General features: G+C 69.6%; 15 protein-coding genes. 11 read left to right on the forward strand and 4 right to left on the reverse strand.

Going from position 1 to position 19,394, the window contains the following annotated elements:
- Positions 1 to 75: 75 nt before the first annotated feature.
- The 5 genes from mtrA to hpf all read left to right on the forward strand — a co-directional run bounded on the left by mtrA (position 76) and on the right by hpf (position 7,156).
- Entirely contained in the window at positions 76 to 753 is a 678-nt protein-coding gene (gene mtrA / locus D457_RS0124140) for an MtrAB system response regulator MtrA (protein ID WP_014908694.1), read from the forward strand.
- A gap of 16 nt (positions 754 to 769) precedes the next feature.
- Positions 770 to 2,641 (forward strand): MtrAB system histidine kinase MtrB, encoded by a 1,872-nt coding sequence (gene mtrB / locus D457_RS0124145; protein ID WP_017583251.1) that lies wholly within the window; start codon positions 770 to 772, stop codon positions 2,639 to 2,641.
- A complete protein-coding gene (locus D457_RS0124150) occupies positions 2,638 to 4,542 on the forward strand; it encodes an LpqB family beta-propeller domain-containing protein (protein ID WP_017583252.1) in 1,905 nt (634 codons plus the stop codon). Before mtrB ends, D457_RS0124150 begins: the two co-directional genes overlap by 4 nt.
- 152 nt (positions 4,543 to 4,694) lie before the next feature.
- The gene (locus D457_RS0124155; protein WP_051073025.1) at positions 4,695 to 5,645 is read left to right on the forward strand and encodes a phosphoribosyltransferase family protein; all 951 of its coding nucleotides are present in this window, start codon (positions 4,695 to 4,697) and stop codon (positions 5,643 to 5,645) included.
- 839 nt (positions 5,646 to 6,484) lie between these two features.
- Positions 6,485 to 7,156 carry a ribosome hibernation-promoting factor, HPF/YfiA family gene (gene hpf / locus D457_RS0124160; RefSeq protein WP_017583254.1) on the forward strand — a complete coding sequence of 224 codons (672 nt, stop codon included), beginning with the start codon at positions 6,485 to 6,487 and terminating at the stop codon, positions 7,154 to 7,156.
- Positions 7,157 to 7,360: 204 nt separating this feature from the next.
- Here the strand turns inward: hpf and D457_RS0124165 are convergent, their stop codons facing one another.
- A complete protein-coding gene (locus tag D457_RS0124165; protein ID WP_017583255.1) occupies positions 7,361 to 7,864 on the reverse strand; it encodes a hypothetical protein in 504 nt (167 codons plus the stop codon).
- A gap of 329 nt (positions 7,865 to 8,193) precedes the next feature.
- Here D457_RS0124165 and secA point away from each other — a divergent pair, with 329 nt between their 5' ends.
- Complete coding sequence (secA, locus tag D457_RS0124170) at positions 8,194 to 11,043, forward strand: preprotein translocase subunit SecA (RefSeq protein WP_017583256.1); 2,850 nt, start codon at positions 8,194 to 8,196, stop codon at positions 11,041 to 11,043.
- 65 nt (positions 11,044 to 11,108) lie between these two features.
- Here the strand turns inward: secA and D457_RS0124175 are convergent, their stop codons facing one another.
- The 3 genes from D457_RS0124175 to D457_RS0124185 all read right to left on the reverse strand — a co-directional run bounded on the left by D457_RS0124175 (position 11,109) and on the right by D457_RS0124185 (position 13,889).
- Entirely contained in the window at positions 11,109 to 12,245 is a 1,137-nt protein-coding gene (locus D457_RS0124175; protein WP_026116972.1) for an RNA polymerase sigma factor, read from the reverse strand.
- A 5-nt stretch (positions 12,246 to 12,250) separates the two neighbouring features.
- Complete coding sequence (locus D457_RS0124180) at positions 12,251 to 12,658, reverse strand: YciI family protein (protein ID WP_017583258.1); 408 nt, start codon at positions 12,656 to 12,658, stop codon at positions 12,251 to 12,253.
- Positions 12,659 to 12,845: 187 nt separating this feature from the next.
- Positions 12,846 to 13,889, reverse strand: a complete 1,044-nt coding sequence (locus D457_RS0124185; RefSeq protein WP_017583259.1) for an SIS domain-containing protein — start codon at positions 13,887 to 13,889, stop codon at positions 12,846 to 12,848.
- Between the two features lie 274 nt (positions 13,890 to 14,163).
- Here D457_RS0124185 and D457_RS0124190 point away from each other — a divergent pair, with 274 nt between their 5' ends.
- From D457_RS0124190 to D457_RS0124210, 5 genes are all read left to right on the forward strand, one after another.
- Complete coding sequence (locus tag D457_RS0124190; RefSeq protein ID WP_017583260.1) at positions 14,164 to 14,901, forward strand: GntR family transcriptional regulator; 738 nt, start codon at positions 14,164 to 14,166, stop codon at positions 14,899 to 14,901.
- Between the two features lie 48 nt (positions 14,902 to 14,949).
- Positions 14,950 to 16,452, forward strand: coding sequence for a PTS transporter subunit EIIC (locus tag D457_RS0124195; RefSeq protein ID WP_017583261.1), 1,503 nt, complete (start codon positions 14,950 to 14,952; stop codon positions 16,450 to 16,452).
- 133 nt (positions 16,453 to 16,585) lie between these two features.
- Positions 16,586 to 16,822 carry a glucose PTS transporter subunit EIIB gene (locus D457_RS0124200; RefSeq protein WP_017583262.1) on the forward strand — a complete coding sequence of 79 codons (237 nt, stop codon included), beginning with the start codon at positions 16,586 to 16,588 and terminating at the stop codon, positions 16,820 to 16,822.
- Positions 16,823 to 16,928: 106 nt separating this feature from the next.
- Complete coding sequence (locus D457_RS0124205; protein ID WP_017583263.1) at positions 16,929 to 17,417, forward strand: PTS sugar transporter subunit IIA; 489 nt, start codon at positions 16,929 to 16,931, stop codon at positions 17,415 to 17,417.
- 203 nt (positions 17,418 to 17,620) lie between these two features.
- Positions 17,621 to 19,300, forward strand: a complete 1,680-nt coding sequence (locus tag D457_RS0124210) for a glycoside hydrolase family 3 protein (protein ID WP_017583264.1) — start codon at positions 17,621 to 17,623, stop codon at positions 19,298 to 19,300.
- The last annotated feature ends 94 nt before the right edge of the window (positions 19,301 to 19,394 follow it).

Here is a 19,394-nt window from a genome sequence, read left to right on the forward strand (position 1 = left end):
CCAGGAGAGAGGAGTAGGCGCCGGAACTCCCCCCGCCCACAAGGCGGTGGCGGACACCTGGCGCCGGATACGCCGATGAAGGGACGTGTACTGGTTGTCGACGATGACCTCGCCCTCGCCGAGATGCTGGGCATCGTGTTGCGGGGTGAAGGGTTCGAGCCCTCGTTCGTTCACGACGGGGACAAGGCTCTGGAGGCCTTCCGCGAGACCAAACCCGACCTGGTCCTCCTCGACCTGATGCTGCCCGGGGCCGACGGGATCGACGTATGCCGTCAGATCCGCGCCGAGTCCGGGGTTCCCATCGTCATGCTCACCGCCAAGAGCGACACCGTCGACGTCGTCCTCGGTCTGGAGTCGGGCGCCGACGACTACATCGTCAAGCCCTTCAAGCCCAAGGAGCTCGTGGCCCGCGTGCGCGTGCGGCTGCGCCGCACCGAGGAGCCCGCGCCCGAGGTCCTCCAGATCGGTGACATCACCATCGACGTCGCCGGGCACGCCGTGCGCCGCGACGGCGAGCAGATCAGCCTCACCCCGCTGGAGTTCGACCTCCTGGTCGCCCTGGCCCGCAAGCCGCGCCAGGTCTTCACCCGCGAGGTCCTGCTGGAGCAGGTCTGGGGCTACCGCCACGCCGCTGACACGCGCCTGGTCAACGTGCACGTGCAACGCCTGCGCGCCAAGATCGAGAAGGACCCGGAGCACCCCGAGGTCGTCGTGACCGTTCGCGGCGTCGGCTACAAGGCCGGAACCGCCTGATCCCTCCGGGACCCACATGACCGCGTCCGAACCCGAGGAGGGGCGGGGCAATGATTCCGCAGGGGATCGCTCCGTCCCCGCCTCCGGGCTGCCCGCGACCGGAGACGGCTCCGGCGGCAGCTGGCGTGACAACAACACCGGCCTGACCAGGGCTTACCTCCTCGCCCAGCGCGCCGCCCGCGCGCTGGTGCGGGGGGTGCACACCAACTGGCGCCGTTCGCTGCACCTGCGGGTCATCAGCACGACCCTGGTCCTGTCCCTGCTGGTCATGGCGGGGCTGGGATACGTGCTGATCTCCGAGGTGCGCGGCGGTCTGCTGGACGCCAAGATCAACGCGGCGGTCAACGACCACCGTGCGGGGCTCAACTACGCGCTCGTCGAGCTCCAGGAAAACGAGATCGGCGACCGCAACCGGCTCCTGAACAACATCGCCAGCGAGCTGACCAGCCGCAGCGGTGACACCGGGCTCTACAGCGTGTTCATCCTGCCCTCGGTGAGCGACGAGCTCGGCTGGGCCACCGGCGAGGGCAGCGTCCCGCCGCGCCTGATCGAACAGGTCCGCCAGTCCGAGGTGTTCGACCAGCAATACCACACGTACACGCGCATCGACATGGAGGACGGTTCGACCGAACCGGCCCTGGTCGTGGGCGCCCAGCTCACCCACGCCTACGAGCTGTACTACATCTTCCCGCTCCAGCACGAGCAGGAGATCCTGGATCTGGTCCAGGGCACGGTCGCGCTGGTCGCGGTACTGCTGGTGATCCTCCTCGGGCTGATCGCGTTCATGATCACCCGCCTGGTGGTCACCCCGGTGCGCTCCGCCGCGCAGTCGGCCGAGCGCCTGGCCGCGGGCGACCTCACCGAACGCATGACGGTGCAGGGCGAGGACGACCTCGCCCGGCTCGCGATGTCCTTCAACGACATGGCGGGCAACCTGCAGGAGAAGATCCAGGAGCTGGAGGAGCTGTCCAAGCTCCAACGCCAGTTCGTCTCCGACGTCTCGCACGAGCTGCGCACCCCGCTCACCACCATCCGGATGGCCGGCGACCTGCTCTTCGACGACCGGGAGGAGCTCGACCCCTCCCAGCGGCGCTCCGTGGAGCTTCTGCAGAGCCAGGTGGAGCGGTTCGAGGAGCTCCTCGCGGACCTGCTGGAGATCAGCCGCCACGACGCCGGGGCCGCCACCCTGGGCATCGAGTCGGCGGACATCCGCGACTCGGTGATGAAGGCTGTGGGCGACGCCGAGCAGATCGCTGAGCGCCGCGGCATCAAGGTGGTCCTGCGCCTGCCCGCCGAACCCTGTGTGGCCGAGTTCGACACCCGTCGGATCAACCGCATCCTGCGCAACCTCGTGGTCAACGCCATCGAGCACAGTGAAGGGCGCGACGTGGTGGTTGCCGCCGCTGGTGACCGCGACGCTATCGCCGTGGCCGTGCGCGACTATGGGGTGGGGCTCAAGGAGGGGGAGGAGCACCTGTGCTTCGACCGCTTCTGGCGCGCCGACTACTCCCGGGTTCGTACCACCGGCGGTACTGGCCTGGGCCTGTCCATCGCCAAGGAGGACGCCACCCTGCACGGCGGCTGGCTCCAGGCGTGGGGCCTGCCGGGCCAGGGCTCGCAGTTCCGGCTGTCCCTGCCCCGCCGCTCCGGGGCCGAGCTGCGCGGGTCCCCGCTGCCTCTGGTCCCGCCGGAGATCGCCCTGGGCCGCAATTTCACGGCCTTCGGCGACAAGGACAGCGGAACCCCCGGAGCCGCCGCTGCCGCCGCTACGGCCGGGGCCAAGGGCGGCGGTGCCAAGGACACCGGAAGCGGGTCCGGACCCGCCGCGGACAAACCCGGGAGCCCTGACCGGGGACGGCCCGGAGCCGACGAGGAGGAGGCGCTGTGAGCGACGTGGCAAGCCCCGGACGCCTGGCCCGGGCCGCGCGTACCGCGGCCGCCGGAGCGCTCGCCTGCGTGTCTCTGGCGGCCTGCGCGAGCGTACCCATGACCGGCCCCGTCGTCCCCGGCGAGGGTGGAGACAGCACCGGCGATCCCTACGGCGGCTACGTGCGCCTCCTGCCCGCCGGGCCGCAGCCCGGCGTCGAGCCCGAAGGCCTGATCGACGGCTTCCTCAAGGACCTCGGCAGTTTCGAGGAGGACCACAAGGCCGCCCGCAGCTACATGCTTCCCGAGATGAGCGAGGACTGGTCCCCGGACGGCGCGGTACGGGTCTTCTCCGACCAGGACGCGGTGGACCTGGACTCGGAGATCTCCACCGACGGCCTCAGCGCCACCGTGCGCATCCGCAGCAACGAGATGGCCAGCATCGACGAGAGCGGCAAGTACGTTCCGGCCGAAACCGGCACCATGCTGGAGGAGACCTTCACCCTCGCCCGTGAGGACGGCGACCCCGAGGGCGAGTGGCGGATCCGGGACCTGCCCGACGAGATCATCCTCAGCCAGCTGGACGTCGAGCGCACCTACCGCCCGTTCAACCTCTATTACTTCAACCCGACGGGCTCCGCCCTGGTGCCGGACCCGGTCTACCTGCCGGTCAGCACCGACCAGCTGGCCGAACGCCTGCTGCGCAAGCTCATCGGCGGCCCCACCGACTGGCTGGCCCCGGCCGTGATCTCCGCCTTCCCCGAAGGCATGGTCCCGCGCACCGAGATCGACGCCGAACGCGCCGTCATCAACATCGCCGGGGTGCCGGACGCGGACGAGTACAGCATGGGCGCCCAGATCGCCTGGACCCTGCGCCAGCTGCCCGAGATCCAGGAGTTCACGCTCAAGATCAACGGCGAGGAGGTCAGCTTCCCGCAGTCGGACGGGGACAGCTCCGACCGGCCGCGCCCGGGCAGCGACTACTGGGCCCGGGTGAGCCCCGGAGCCACCGCCTCGGGCATCCGCGCGTACTTCACGCACGACGGCCAGCTGTGGTCAGCGGCCGACTGGGAGGCCGACACCTTCGACGACGCCGAGCGGGTAGCCGGTCCCCTGGGCACCGGGGACGTCCCGCTGGAGCGGTTCGCGGTCTCGCTCGACGAGAGCACCGTCGCCGGGATCACCCTGGGCGGCAGCGAGGTCGTCACCAGCTTCGCCAGCGCGGGGGCCGAGCCCCGGGAAGTCCTCAGCGACGGCATGTTCACCGAGCTGTCGTGGGACGTGAACGGCAACCTCTGGGTGGTCGAGGAGACCAGGGACAACGGCCGTTCCGAGGACGACGACGAGGACGACGAGGACGCCCCGGCGGGGGACGAACCCGTATCCACCGGCACGGGTGGCCAGGACCCGCCCGCCCCTGGGGACACCGCGCTGTGGCTGCTCCGCGACGGCGACGAGGTGGTCCAGGCCGAGGTTCGGGGACTTCGGGACCACTCCCTGGTGCACTTCAAGATCTCCCGGGACGGCACCCGCGCCGCCGTGGTCACCGAGCAGGACGGTCAGCGATCGCTCCAGGTCGGACGTGTGGTGGAGGGCGAGGACGGCCAGGTCTCGGTCGGCGCCTTCATCAGCCTCGCGGACCAGGAACTGGAGGACGTCACCGGAGTGGCCTGGCGCTCCAGCGACCAGCTGGTCGTCCTGGGCAGCCGCGACGGCGGCACCACCCAGGCTCTGTTCGTCGCCCTGGACGGCGGCACGCCCGCCGCCAGCGCGGGCACTCCGGTCGCCGGGATGGTCACCATCTCCGGCGCACCCGGCCAGCCCCTGCTCGCGGGTTCGGATGACGGCAACATCTGGGTGTCCACCGACCCCCTGAACTGGAAGAACGTGGTGGAGGGCAGCTCCCCGACCTTCCCGGGCTGAGGCCGCCCCTTCGCCCGTGATCTTGCTACCAGTAGCAAGTTCGGCGCCGATTTCGCTTCTGGTAGCAAGATCACGGAAGAAACCGGGGTGGGTTGTCCACAGGCCGATCATCGGGGCTGGTGTCGCTGACCGAGGTGGCCGAAGCTGGAACCATGGCTGAACCCTCTGGCACCCGGGCCCCGGACACCCCTCGCGGGTGGTGGGCGCACTGGATGTCCGCCCTGGTGCGCCGTCTGCTCTCCGTCCTCCTCGACCCCCTGCTCGAACTCCTGCTGCCGCGCCCCTGCGCGGGGTGCGCCGGTCCCGGCGGCCCTCTGTGCACGGGCTGCCACGCCGTGCTGGAACGCCGACCGCACCGTGCATGGCCTCGTGAGCGCTGCCCTCCGGTCTGGGCGGCGGGTCCCTACTCCGGGTACCACCGCCGGGTCCTGCTCGCCTACAAGGAACACGGGGACGAACAGCTGACGGCACCCCTGGGGGAGAGACTGGCCTCCGCCTACCGTGCCTCGGGCTGGGCCGCGCCGGACACACTGCTGGTGCCGGTCCCCGGACGCGGTCCCTCGGCCCGCCACGGGCCGGTCCTGCGGCTGGCGCGGGCCTGCGCGCACCTGGCCGGTGAGTCGGTCACGGGCGGGGTCGCGCCGGTGCTGCGCTACCGCCGCAGAGCCCGCCGCCAGGTCGGCCTGGGGCGTGCGCAGCGCCTGGCCAACCGGGTGGGGGCCTTCACCGCCGCACCGGGGCCGCTAGGGGCGCGGCGGGGCCTTGGGGAGCGAGGCGCTCGGCTTCTGGGCGGAGCGGGGCCGGAAGTAGCCGGATCTGTTCGAGAAGGCGTGGAACGAGCGGTACCGGTGCGGGGGACACCGGGCCGGAGAGGTAGGGGCCGGGGCGAGCGGAACCGGTGGGAGCTGCGCGGGCGGCGGGTGGTCGTGGTGGACGACGTGCTCACCACCGGCGCCACGGTCGCGGAGGCGGCCCGCGCGCTGCGCGAGGAGGGGGCCACGGTGGTGGGAGCCCTGGTGCTGGCCGAGAGTCTCCGCTCTTCGGGGTGTGCGAACTTCGGCCGATGGGAGGGGTCGGAAAGAAGGTTTTACAAACCCTCGTGAACAGGCGAAAGGTGCCTGTTAGCAAGGGTTTGCGGCGCTTGTCGGCCGGTTGGGCCCCCGTTCGCTACCTGACATCCGCGCTAGGACAGGTTACGGTCCAGGTATGGCACCCGTCCGGGTCCGTGGTTGCGTCGGATTTTCAGAGCCCCTGGGAACACCGGGGAGCTACTCCGGCAAGCCGATGCCAGGCGCAGGCGAAACGGCCCACGTAAGGCGACTTTTCGTCGACCGATCACGGTGCGCCTTAGAGGTAAGTCCTGCCCCGCGGAGGGTCCCGATGTCCCTCATGACAGGGAGAAGAGCAGTAGTCGCGGATAAGAGCGGCGACACTCTCAGCAGGCGGATGTGGGGACGAAGACCAGGTCGGCCGGACGGGTGGCATGCCGACGTGCGGGGGTCCGTGACACCCGGAGCGAACGCTCCGGGGGTGTGGACCCCCACCCGTCTCCGCCGCGCCACGTCCACCCGGGTGTTTGTGCCCGAGTTCCTCTCAGCCCAGGTCAGCCCCTCCTTCCGGGGTGACTTCTCCGAACTCTCGTTCCGGGCCGCCCTCTCCGACCATGTTCCGCCCACCCCTGTCTCCCTGCCCGGTGGGCGACTCACCCCACATAGGTCAAAAGTTCTTTTTCCCAGTTCAGGGGTCTCAGGTAATCGTGTCCTTGGGGCACGTGATGACCCTGCCTCTGATGGGTATACGCACTTCCAACCGAGTCGTGACCCTGAGAAGAACGGGGCACAGACGGAAAGGGGCTAGCGCGTCACACCCTCCCCAACACGGGAGGGGAGCAGAGCCAGCCTGGCCGTCGCCTTCACGGCGGCCACGCGATGAAGGGGGTCCTATGGACATCATCGTCAAAGGTCGACGCACCGGTGTGAGTGAGAAGTTCCGACAGCACGTCGAGAACAAGCTCGACAGGCTCTCCAAGTGGGAGCGCAAGGGCATGAGCGTCGATGTGGAGGTGTCCCAGGAGCGCAACCCCAAGCTCGCCGACGTCCGCGAGCGGGTTGAACTGACCATCCACTCCGACGGCCCGGTCATCCGGAGCGAAGCCGCGTCAGTGGACCGTCACGGCGCTCTCGACCTCGCGATCGACAAGATCGAGGCCCGACTCCGTAAGTCCGCGGACCGCCGCAAGGTGCACCGCGGAAACCACACTCCGGTCTCCGTGGCGGCAGCGACCGCCCACCTCCCCGGAGACCTGCCCTCACTCACCCCGACACCAGCCAAGGCGACCCCCGCTCAGCGCGGCGGGGACGAGGAGATCGACGGCGTCGAGGTCGACGGCCGTTTCTCCGATGAGTTCGTGGAACTCGACACCCAGGGGGAAGCTCCCGTGATCGTGCGGGAGAAGTTCCACCGGGCCAAGCCGATGAGCATCGACCAGGCGTTGATGGAGATGGAACTCGTCGGACACGACTTCTACCTCTTCCATGACGAGGTCAAGGACACCCCGAGCGTCGTCTACCGCCGGAAGGGCTTCAACTACGGCGTTCTGAGGCTCGTGGACTAGGACCTCGTCCCCGTCCTTCGAAGAACTCCCCCGCACGGGAGGTGGAAGAGCCGGCACACGCACCGCGGCGGGCCACGGCGGCCCGCCGCGGTCGTGCGTTCGATGACGCTCCGGTCGTGGCGCACGGCGGCTTCGCCCGGTGCACCACAGGGCGAAGCGCCAGCCGTTCAAGGGGCGGCCAGTCAGGGGCCAGACGGCTGCCGATCAGTAACTCTGGGACTGTTCGGCTTGCTTGATTCGGTGCAGCGGGGTCTGGTGCGGCTCCTCCGGCTCGTAGCGCGGCGGGTCCAGCACCACGTCGCTGAGGATGTCCCAGACCACCGCCACCACCAGCGCCGCAGTCATCAGGACGGCTCCGGTCACCAGCAGCGGCACCGACCAGTCGAGCACGATCGCCAGGCCGCCGAGGCCGAAGCCCACCGTTCCGAGGGCGACGCAGACCCACGAGGCCGCGCTGCCCCGGTGGCCATTGGTCGGCGCGAGGCTGCCGCCTTGGCGCTGGAAACCCCGGATGCGCCCGTGCCGGTCCTGCTCCTCGTCGGTGGGGCGGTGGAGCTCCCAGTCCAGACCGGGATCATCGTCCTCCCCACGCCTGCGTCGCGAATCCTTCCCTTCGAGGGCCTCCTCCACCGCATCGGCCGGTGTGGGCGGTGGCACCGGTCCCCACCGCGGGGTCCCCGCCGAACGGTCGTTCCGGTTCGCTCGCATGGTGATCCCTCCCGGGAACACGATCGAAAGTCGGCGTACTCACGGTGTGCCAGGCGGACGGGTCGCCCTCCTGTCCACCACTTCCTATTGCTCTACCCGGAGAAATGCGCGAGTCTGCACAAACATCATGAAAAGGGCGGGAACATCTATACCCATCCCACTCGTTTGTCGGGAGGACGGGAAGCGGTTCCGGGTCCTCTAGGATGTAGGCCCGAGGACCCAGGATTCTCCCCCTGACCTCCGTTGCCACGGGAAGCGGTCAGCGGGCCTAGATCTGACTCTCCGCCCCCAGGCGGAGCCAACCGCGATCTGCGAGGAGCGCATAGGAAGTGCCAGGCATACTCGACAAGCTCCTGCGCGCGGGTGAAGGAAAGATCCTGCGCCGGCTCAAGAAGTTGAAGGACCAGGTCAACGCGCTCGAGGACGACTACGTCGACCTCACCGACGAAGAGCTGCGCGACCTGACCCAGGAGTACAAGGAGCGCTACGAGGACGGGGAGTCCCTGGACGACCTGCTCCCCGAGGCCTTCGCGACCGTCCGTGAGGCGGCCAAGCGCACCCTGGGTCAGCGTCCCTTCGACGTCCAGATCATGGGCGCGGCCGCCCTGCACCTGGGCAACATCGCCGAGATGAAGACCGGTGAGGGCAAGACCCTGACCGGAAGCCTCGCGGTGTACCTCAACGCCCTGGCGGGCAAGGGCGCCCACGTCATCACGACCAACGACTACCTCGCCCGACGCGACGCCCAGAACCTGGGCCGCATCTTCCACTTCCTCGGGCTCGAGGTCGGCGTGGTCGGCCCCCAGATGACCGCTGAGGCCCGCCGCAACGCCTACAAGGCCGATATCACCTACGGAACGAACAACGAGTTCGGTTTCGACTACCTGCGCGACAACATGGCGCTCTCGCTCAAGGACACGGTCCAGCGCGAGCACTTCTTCGCCCTGGTCGACGAGGTCGACTCCATCCTCATCGACGAGGCGCGCACCCCGCTGATCATCAGCGGACCCTCCGAGCAGAACTCGCGCTGGTACGCCGAGTTCGCGAAGATCGCGCCCCGCCTGAAGAAGGAAACTGACTACGAGGTCGACGAGAAGAAGCGCACTGTCGGCATCACCGAGTCCGGTGTGGCCAAGGTGGAGGACTGGCTGGGTATCGACAACCTCTACGAGGCCGTCAACACCCCGCTGATCAGCTTCCTCAACAACTCCCTCAAGGCCAAGGAGCTGTACCGCAAGGACAAGGAGTACATCGTCAAGGACGGTGAGGTCCTCATCGTCGACGAGTTCACCGGACGCGTCCTTGCCGGTCGCCGCTACAACGAGGGCATGCACCAGGCCATCGAGGCCAAGGAGCGCGTCAAGATCAAGGACGAGAACCAGACTCTCGCCAAGGTCACGCTCCAGAACTACTTCCGCCTCTACGAGAAGCTCGCCGGCATGACCGGTACCGCCCAGACCGAGGCGGCGGAGTTCACCCAGACCTACGGCGTCGGTGTGGTCCCCATCCCCACCAACCGGCCTATGGTCCGAGAGGACCTCAAGGACGTCGTCTACAAGCACGAGGACGCCAAGTTCCAGGCCCTGGCCGAGGACATCGCCGAGCGCCATGAGGAGGGACAGCCCGTCCTGGTCGGTACGACCAGCGTCGAGAAGTCCGAACTCCTCTCCCGGATGCTCAAGCGCGAGGGCGTCCCGCACGAGGTCCTCAACGCGAAGAACCACGCGCGTGAGGCCTCGATCATCGCCCGCGCGGGCAAGCTCGGCGCCGTCACCGTGGCCACCAACATGGCCGGTCGCGGTACTGACATCATGCTCGGCGGCAACCCGGACTTCAACGCCAACGAGGAGCTCCAGAACCGGGGCCTGACTCCGCTGGAGACCCCGGAGGAGTACGAGGCCGCCTGGCCCGAGGCGCTGGAGAAGGCCACCGCGGAGTACGAGGCCGAGCACGAGAAGGTCGTCGAGGCGGGCGGTCTGTACGTGCTCGGTACCGAGCGCCACGAGTCGCGCCGCATCGACAACCAGCTCCGCGGCCGTTCCGGCCGTCAGGGTGACCCGGGCCTGTCCCGCTTCTACCTGTCGCTCCAGGACGACCTGCTGCGCCTGTTCAACTCCAGCCGTCTGGAGGTGTTCATGAACCAGCTGAACATCCCGGACGACCAGCCGATCGAGTCCGGCATGGTGAGCAAGGCGATCGCCTCCGCCCAGGGCCAGGTCGAGACGCAGAACTTCGAGATCCGCAAGAACGTCCTCAAGTACGACGAGGTCCTCAACCGCCAGCGCAAGGTCATTTACGCCGAGCGCCGCAAGGTCCTGGAGGGTCAGGACCTGCGCGACCAGGTCGTGGAAATGCTCGAGGAGGTGCTCCGCGGCTACGTCGTGGAGGAGACCGCCCAGGGCGACCCGGACGAGTGGGACCTCGACAAGCTCTGGCGGGCGTTCAAGCAGGTCTACCCGATCAGCTTCACCGTCGACGAGTTCATCGAGCAGAACGGCGAACTGCACACCCTGACCGGCGACCTCATCGCCACCCAGGTGATCGAGGACGCCAAGGCCGCCTACGACACCCGCGAGTCCGAGCTGGGCGAGGAGGCGATGCGCGAGGTCGAGCGTCGCGTCATCCTTCAGGTGATGGACCGCAAGTGGCGTGAGCACCTCTACGAGATGGACTATCTCCAGGAGGGCATCGGCCTGCGCGCGATGGCTCAGCGCAACCCGCTGATCGAGTTCCAGCGCGAGGGCTTCGACATGTTCCAGCAGATGCTGGAGGCCATCAAGGAGGAGTCGGTCGGCTTCCTCTTCAACGTCGAGGTCCAGGTCCGCAAGAAGGAGGAGCCCACGCTCACGGCCTCTGCCGCCGCGCAGACCGCCGCCGCAGTCGGCGGCGGCTCCACCGGTGCGACCGCTGTCGCCACAGCCGTGGAGGAGGACGCCGAGGCCGCCAAGGCCGACGCGCCCAGCGAGGAGGCGGAGAGCGCCGAGGACGTGGTGGTCCCCGGCTTCGGCGAGGACCAGCCGAGCCGGCTCCAGTACTCCGCGCCGAGCGAGGACGGCTCCGTCGAGAAGCACAGCGAGGCCGTGGACAACGAGTACGCGGGTACCGCCCGCAACGCTCCCTGCCCCTGCGGCTCGGGCAAGAAGTACAAGAAGTGCCACGGTGACCCCACCGCCAGGTAGCGGCTGAGGAGTACCGAGAACACGCGTGTGGGCGCGGTCCCTGAGGGGCCGCGCCCACACGCGTGTCAGCGCTGGTTGAGCCGGGCCGCCTGGCGGGTGAGGTGGTCGCGTTCGGCGAGGCTGCTGGCCTTGTGCGCCGCCTCGGCGTACAACCGGGCGGCCAGAGCCGGGTCTCCGTCGCGCTCGTGTAGGTGGGCGGCGACCGCCGTGTAGCGGGGGAGTGTCTCGTCCAGCTCCGCCAGGGCGGCCAGCCCGACGCGCGGCCCGTCGGCCTCGCCGACGGCCACCGCCCGGTTGAGCCGGACCACCGGGCTTTCGGTCAGCAACGCGAGCTCGTCGTACCACTCGACGATCTGCGGCCAGTCCGTCTCCTCGGCGGTGGGCGCGTCGGCGTGCAGCGCGGCGACGGCGGCCTGGGCCTGGTACTCGCCCAGCCGGTCGCGGGCCAGGGCGGCCTGGAGGATCCCGACCCCCTCGGCGATCAGGTGGGTGTCCCACAGCCCGCGGTCCTGTTCGGCCAGCGGTACCAGGGCGCCGTCGGGCGTGGTCCGGGCGGCCCGGCGGGCCTGGTGCAGCAGCATGAGGGCGAGCAGCCCTGCCACCTCGGGGTGGTCGATCCCGGTGGCGAGCTGCCGGGTCAGCCGGATGGCCTCCGCAGCCAGGTCCACCTCGCCCGAATAGCCCTCGTTGAAGACCAGGTAGAGCACACGCAGCACGGTGGCCACGTCCCCGGGCCGGACCAGACGCTCCTCAGCGACAGTGCGCTTGGCCCGGCTGACCCGCTGCGCCATGGTCGCCTCGGGTACCAGGTAGGCCTGGGCGATCTGCCGGGTGGTCAGCCCGCCCACGGCGCGCAGGGTGAGCGCGACCGCGGACGAGGGCGTCAGCGACGGGTGGGCGCACAGGAAGTAGAGCCGGAGTGTGTCGTCCACCGAGGACACCGGCCCGGGTTTGGGTTCCTCGTCGACGAGCTCCTCACGTCTGCGGCGGGCGCTCTCGGCCCGGGCCGAGTCCAGGAACCGGTGCCAGGCCACGGTGACCAGCCAGCCCTTCGGATCCCGGGGAGGGTCGTCCGGCCAGACGCGAACCGCCTCGACCAGGGCGTCCTGGACGGCGTCCTCGGCCGTCGCGAAGTCCGCTCCGCGACGGACGAGGACCCCGATCACCGCGGGGACCAGAGCCCGCAGCATGGCATCGTTCACCGGCACTACTCCGTGACGGTGGACGGCTCGGTCAGGAACGGTCGCAGTTCGAGCCACTCGTGGATCGGCTCCCCTTTCGCCCCGGGGGCGGCCGAGAGCTCACCGGCCAGATCAACGGCGCGCTCGTAGCTGTCGACGTCGATCAGCATCCAGCCCGCGATCAGGTCCTTGGTCTCGGCGAACGGGCCGTCGGTGACCGGGGGGCGGCCCTCGCCGTCGTAGCGGACGAACGTCCCCTCGGGGGCGAGCGCCTGGGCGTCCACGAACTCGCCGGTCTCCTTCAACCGGTCGGCGAAGTCGTTCATGTACTTCACGTGGGCCGAGATCTCCTCGTGCGTCCACCGGTCCATGGGCACGTCGTTGACCGCGGCCGGGGCACCTCGGTAGTGCTTGAGCAGCAGGTACTTGGCCATGATGTCTCTCCTCGGTGGCTCGTGCGAACCATGGTGGTCGCGTTCACTCCGGGGACGGAGCCGGCCACGGGTTCTCGACATCATCCGCTGAATTTCTTTCGGTACTTCCCTGTTCGGGTCCTTCCACACCGACGGCCCGGCACCGCGTGGGGGCGGTGCCGGGCCGTCGGGAACCCGGAGTCCGGGGTCAGGAGGTCTGCGTGACCTTGTTGAGGCCCCGGGGGACGTCGGGGTTGTAGCCCAGGCGGCGGGCGAGGCGTTCGGTGAGCAGCTGGGCGGGCACGATGAGGTTCATCGGCGACACCCACTCGGGCACGTCCGGGATCGGCACGGACAGGTCGCTCGCGGCGGCCAGGGTCGAACCGCCGCCGAAGCCGAACACCGGGGCGCCCGCGGAGCGGGCCCGCTCGGCGAGGGCGACCGTGCCCTCCAAGGTGGGGCCGCTGGGCGCGGCGACCAGCAGTGCCGGGGTGCGCGGGTCCACCACGGCGATCGGGCCGTGCAGCAGGTCGGCGTAGGACAGCCCCATGGCGTGCAGGTAGCAGGCCTCCTTGAGCTTGAGCGCCGCCTCCAGCGCCGTGGAGAAGGCCATGCCGCGCCCGGAGATCACCGCGCCCTGCACGGCGACCATCCGCTCCACGATCTCCTCCAGGGCGTCCGTGGGCGCGGCGAGGGTCTGCTCGATGCCCTCGGGCACCAGCTCCAGCTCCCCGGCGTCCAGGTCGGCGCCCAGTCCCAGGGCGAGGACCGCCAGCGCGGCCAGCTGTGTGTTGTAGGTCTTGGTGGCGGGCACGGCCAGCTCGTTCCCGGCCCGGGTGACCAGGGCGACGTCGGCCTCGGCGGCCAGCGGGGAGTCCGCGCCGTTGGTGACGCCCACGGTCCGGGCGCCGCAGTCGGCGGCCCAGCGCATGGTCTCGACGATCTCCTCGGTCTTGCCGGACTGGGAGATGGCCACGGCGAGAACGTCCGAGAGGTCGATCTTGGCGCCGTAGGCGGTCGCGATGGACGGGGAGCCCAGCGTGGCCAGGCGGCCGGTGTGCGCCTGGAGGAGGTAACTGCCGTAGACGGCCGCGTTGTCCGAGGAGCCGCGGGCGATGAACAGGACGTGCTTGGTGGTGCGGCCGAGCGCCTCGATCTCGCCGCGCAGCGGCAGCAGCTCGGCGAACGTGCGTCGCAGGGCCTCGGGCTGTTCGGCGATCTCGGAGCGCATCACGCTGGTCGTGGTGGTCATGCGGAGCCTTCCGGTGTGGGCGGGCGGTCCTGGACATGCGCCGGGGGCCGCGTCGATCGTTCGTTGGCGGCCCGGAACTATCCCTTTGGCCAGCCACGATGCTGGTTCGCGCCGCGTGGCACAAGGAGGATTGACACGCGGGTCGAGCTATGGTCTAGTCCGGACTATACCAGTCAGAATCCGGCACGACCCGGCAAGCGTCAGATGTCGGGGCAGATGCCGCGCTAAGGTCTAACGCCAGCCCGAATCGCCGACCGAGAAGGCCGCCCGCACCATGTCGATCGACGCCAGCAACCCACTGCCCAAGTACGTCCAACTCCGCGACCTGCTGCTGGACTGGATCACCTCGGCCGGGCTGGGCGTGGACGACATGGTCCCCTCCGAGCGCGAGCTCAGCACCACCTACGGCCTCTCCCGCATGACCGTGCGCCAGACCATCGACCTCCTGGTCGCCGAGGGCCGCCTGTACCGGGTCCCGGGCAAGGGCACCTTCGTGGCCCGGCCCAAGATCGAGATGTCCCTGGTGCTGGCCTCCTTCAGCGAGGACATGCGGGCCCGCGGCTTCGAACCGGGCGCCCGTGAGCTGATCCGACAGGTCATCCCGGCCAGCGGGCACACCGCGCGCATGCTCGACATCGCCCCCGGCACCCTCGTCCACCACATCGAACGCATGCGTACTGCCGACGACGAACCCATGGCGGTCGAGCGCTCCAACATCCCCGCGGCCATGGTTCCGGGCCTGGAGGATCACGACCTCGCCGAACGATCCCTCTACGAGGTCCTGGAAAACGAGTTCGACATCCTGTTGGATTCCGGAGAACAGACCATCGAGGCCGGGATCTGCGACTCGGCCGACTCCCGTCTCCTTGGCCTACCCGCTGGAAGCCCGGTGCTGGTCATGCAGCGCCGAAGCTTCGCCAAGGGACAGTGTGTGGAACTCGCGCTGTCCACCTACCGTGCTGACCGCTATCAGCTGCACTCCCGCCTCGATCCGCGGCAGCACGGCGACTGACGCCGAGCGCCCCCGGGGGCGCGCGTCCGAGAGGGAGGACCCCCCACCATGTCGGACCCCACACCCGCCGAGGCCTCTGCGGCCTCCTCTGCCGAGCCCTCAGGCGCGGCCAAGCGCGGCTCCACGGCCCTGGCCCTGCTCCAACGGCTCGGCCGCAGCCTGATGATGCCGATCGCGGTCCTGCCCGCCGCCGCGATCCTGCTCCGCCTCGGCCAGGACGACCTCCTCGGCGCCGACGGCCTGGCCGGGCTCAACGGGATGGGCTGGATGCAGCCGGTCTCCGGCGCGGTCGGCACCGCCGGTGAAGCCATTTTCGAAGCTCTGCCGCTGCTGTTCGCCATCGGTGTGGCCATCGGCTTCGCCAAACGCGCCGACGGCTCCACGGCCCTGGCCGCCGTGGTCGGCTACCTGGTCTTCGACCGGGTCTCCACCTGGACGATGGTGACCTTCGACGGCGCCACCGGCGACATCGGCTCCCGGCTGACCAGCTACCCCCTGGCCACCGATCCGGTGACCAGGGAACCGCTCACCGACCCCGAGTCGGTCAACGCCGTCGCACCGGTGATCAACCACGCGATCAAGAACCCCACCGATGTGCTCGGCGGGATCGCGATCGGTCTGATCGCCGCCGTGCTGTGGCAGCGCTACCACCGCATCAAACTTCCCACCTGGCTGGGCTTCTTCGGCGGCCGCCGCTTCGTTCCCATCGTCACGGCCCTGGCCGGTCTGGGCATGGGCGTGGTGCTGGGCCTGCTCTGGCCGATCGTCGGCATGTGGATCCAGAACTTGGGTGAGAGCATCATCGGCGCGGGCGCGCTCGGCGCAGGTATCTACGGGGTCATCAACCGCATCCTGCTGCCGATGGGCCTGCACCACGTGGTGAACTCGTTTATCTGGTTCGTCTCCGGCACCTACACCGCCGACGACGGCACGGTCATCCACGGAGAGATCCCCCGCTACTTCGCCGGGGATCCGACCGCGGGCGGCATGCTGTCCGGCTTCTTCCCGGTGCTGATGTTCGGCCTGCCGGGCGCCGCGCTGGCCATCTGGCTGACCGCGTCCAAGGCCAGGCGGGCGCAGGTGGGCTCGCTCATGATCCCGGCGGCGCTGACCGCGTTCGTCACGGGCATCACCGAGCCGGTGGAGTTCGCGTTCATCTTCGTGGCCCCGGTGCTGTTCGCGGTGCACATCGTGCTCACCGGTATCTCCATGGCACTGATGAACGCCCTCGACGTCCAACTGGGCTTCGGCTTCTCAGCGGGCCTGATCGACCTGTTGCTGAACGCCACGAAGGACAACACCCAAGGGCTGGGGATCCTGTTGTTGTTCGGGGTGTTCTACTTCCTGGTCTACTTCGGGGTCTTCTACCTGCTGATCACGAAGCTCAACTTCCCCACCCCAGGACGTGAACGCGACGAGGAAGAGCTCGCCACGGCCGCCCCGCACACCACCCCGGCCACCGCCGACGGTACGACGGAACCCGGCCCCGACGCCCCGCCCGGCAAGGACTCCGGAGGCAAGCCCGACGGAGACACCGGCCGCACCGACTGACATCCGGTTCCCGGCGACGATCGACCGCACCGCCGAACTGGCTACCGCGCCGACTCTGGCGTGTGAGTCACGCCACCTCTAAGCTCGGCTGAGACCCCCGGGTCACGTGACCCGGGTAGAGCACGGAGGGCACATGGCGGACAAGGCAACGGCGATCGTCGCCGGGCTGGGCGGCGCGGCCAACATCGAGGACATCGAGGCCTGCATCACCCGGCTGCGCACCGAGGTCAGCGACCCGGCACTCGTACGGGAGGCTGATCTCAAGGCGGCGGGCGCGCACGGTGTCCTCGTCTCGGGCAGGGTCGTCCAGGTCGTGGTCGGCCCGGAGGCGGATTCCCTCACCGACGACATCCGGGACCTGTTGGAATAGCCCGTCGGACCGTCCCGGACGGGCGGGCCGGAGAAAGTCAGGCCTTTGTGCTCTTCTGGCCGGCCCTTTTCCGGGTTAAGTCCCGCCCCAAGGGAAGACCTCCGTCATGTCAGACGTGAACCGTGCGCTGCGCGTACTCTCCCCCGTCCCCGGAACAGCCATGTCCCTGGAGACGGTGCCGGACCCCGTGTTCTCCCAGAGCATGGTCGGCCCCGGTGTGGCGGTCCATCCCGAACCGGGCCAGGAAGGCGGTCAGGAGTCCTGGCACGAGGCGGTCTCCCCCATCGCCGGGACCCTGGTCAAACTCCACCCGCACGCCTATGTGGTCATGGCCGCCGACAACCGGCGCGGTGTCCTCGTCCACCTGGGCATCGACACCGTGCAGCTCGCGGGCGAGGGGTTCACCCTCCTCGCCGAGGAGGGATCGCAGGTGGCGGAGGGCACCCCGGTGGTGCGCTGGTCACCCGGCATGGTGGCCTCCCTGGGCAAACCCTCGGTCGTGCCCGTGGTGGCCCTGGACGCCGAACCCGGCGCCCTCTCCGAACTCGCCTGTGGCGCAGTCGAGCCGGGGGAGGTGCTGTTCGTCTGGGAGTGACCTTCCCCGACCGGAGCGATCTTTCCGGTCTCACCGAGGCGGCTTCGCCCGCTCCTCACCGCGTTCGCGCGGGCCCGGCCTGATCCCGGGGCCCGATCCCGGACCCCACCATGGTCATTGCCACGGCGGGGTGCGTCCCGCCTGGTCCCATGACCGGGTAGTCTCCGCCCGCAACCAGCGATTCGGCGGAGATGAAGTCCCATATGCGACGGTCCGTTCCACGTGCCCTGGCCCCGGCCTGCGTGGCCCTCACCCTGATCACCACTGCCTGTTCCACACCCGAGGAGGTGGACCCCTCGCCTGAGAACGACGAGACGAGCACCGGCGCCACAGCCGAGCCCTTCGAACCGGTCCTGGCGCCCCAGCTGCTCGCGGACATGGACCTGGACGACAAGATCGGCCAGCTCCTGGTCCTCACCGCGCAGGGAACCACTGCCGCAGACAACGCCGCGATGATCGAGGCGCACCGTCCCGGCGGCATCATCTACTTCGACGCCAACCTCAACGACGCCGAGCAGATCGCCGAGATGTCCTCGGGCGTCCAGGACCTGGCCGCCGAACAGGGGCAGGGCGTCCCGCTGTTCCTCAGCATCGACCAGGAACAGGGCCTGGTGGTCCGGATGCCCGTGGGCACCCTGTTCCCGGACGCCATGGCGGTCGGCGCCACCGGTGACACCGAGCTCGCCGCCCTGCGCGCCGCCACCACCGCCGACGAGCTCGCCGCCGTCGGCATCAACATGAACTACGCGCCCGACGCCGACGTCAACACCGACCCCAACAACCCGGTCATCGGGATCCGCTCCTTCGGTTCCGACCCGGAGCTGGTCTCGGAGATGGTGCTCGCCGAGGCCGCCGCCTACGCCGAACACGGCGTGGCCCCGGTGGTCAAGCACTTCCCGGGCCACGGGGACACCGACGTCGACAGCCATACCGGGCTGCCCGTCATTGACCTGCCGCGCGAGACCTGGGAGGCCGAGCACCTGCCGCCGTTCCAGGCGGCCGTGGACGCCGACGTGGATGCCATCATGACCGCCCACGTGCTCATGCCGCAGCTGGACACCGACGAGGACCCGGACCCGGCCACGCTGTCCCCGGCGATCATCGACGGCATCCTGCGCGAGGAGCTCGGCTACGACGGTGTGGTCACCACCGACGCCCTCAACATGGAGGGCGTGCGCCAGCGCCACGCCGACGGCGAGATCGCCGTACGCGTGCTGGAAGCCGGGGTGGACCAGCTGCTCATGCCGCCGGACCCGGGCGCCGCGGTCTCCGCGATCCGCGAGGCGGTCGAGAGCGGCCGCCTCACCGAGGAACGCATCGACCAGTCGGTGCTGCGCATCCTCACGCTCAAGGAGAAGCGCGGGGTCCTCGAGGGCGAGTCCGCCGACCCGGCCGAGGCCACTAAGGCCCTGGAGGACCCCGAGCACGCCGAAGCCGCCCAGCGGGTGGCCGACGCCTCCGTGACCCTCGTACAGAACGCGGGGGACCTCCTGCCGCTCGCCGAGGGCACACGCGTGCGAGTGCAGGGCGTGGGCGCGGACCGGATCTCCCCGGCCCTGGCCGACGCCGGGCTGGACGTCGTGGACAGTGGCGAGGAGGTGCTCGTGGTGGGCACCAACGGCGCCCGCGGTTCGCAGGAGCAGCAGGGTATGGTCTCGGCGGGCGAGGCGGCGGGCACACCGGTCGTCGTGGTCGCCCAGGGCGGCCCCTACGACCTGGAGGCGTTCCCCGAGGTGGCGGGTTACATCGCCCTGTACTCGGCGGTGGAGGTCTCCCGGGTGGCCGCAGCCAAGGCGATCGCGGGTGAGATCAACCCCTCCGGGAAGCTGCCGGTGGACATCCCCGGCGCCGACGTGAGTTCCGGAACCGGGCTGGGCTACTGAGTGCCGGGCTGCTGAGAGTTCGGTTTCCGGTGCTTCGCGTGCTTCGCGAGTTCCACGAAGATTGAACCGGGCGGGGAACGGGAAGAACCGTTCC

Origin of the sequence: Nocardiopsis valliformis DSM 45023 (genome assembly GCF_000340985.1) — a bacterium.
In the GTDB taxonomy this organism is placed as follows: domain Bacteria; phylum Actinomycetota; class Actinomycetes; order Streptosporangiales; family Streptosporangiaceae; genus Nocardiopsis; species Nocardiopsis exhalans.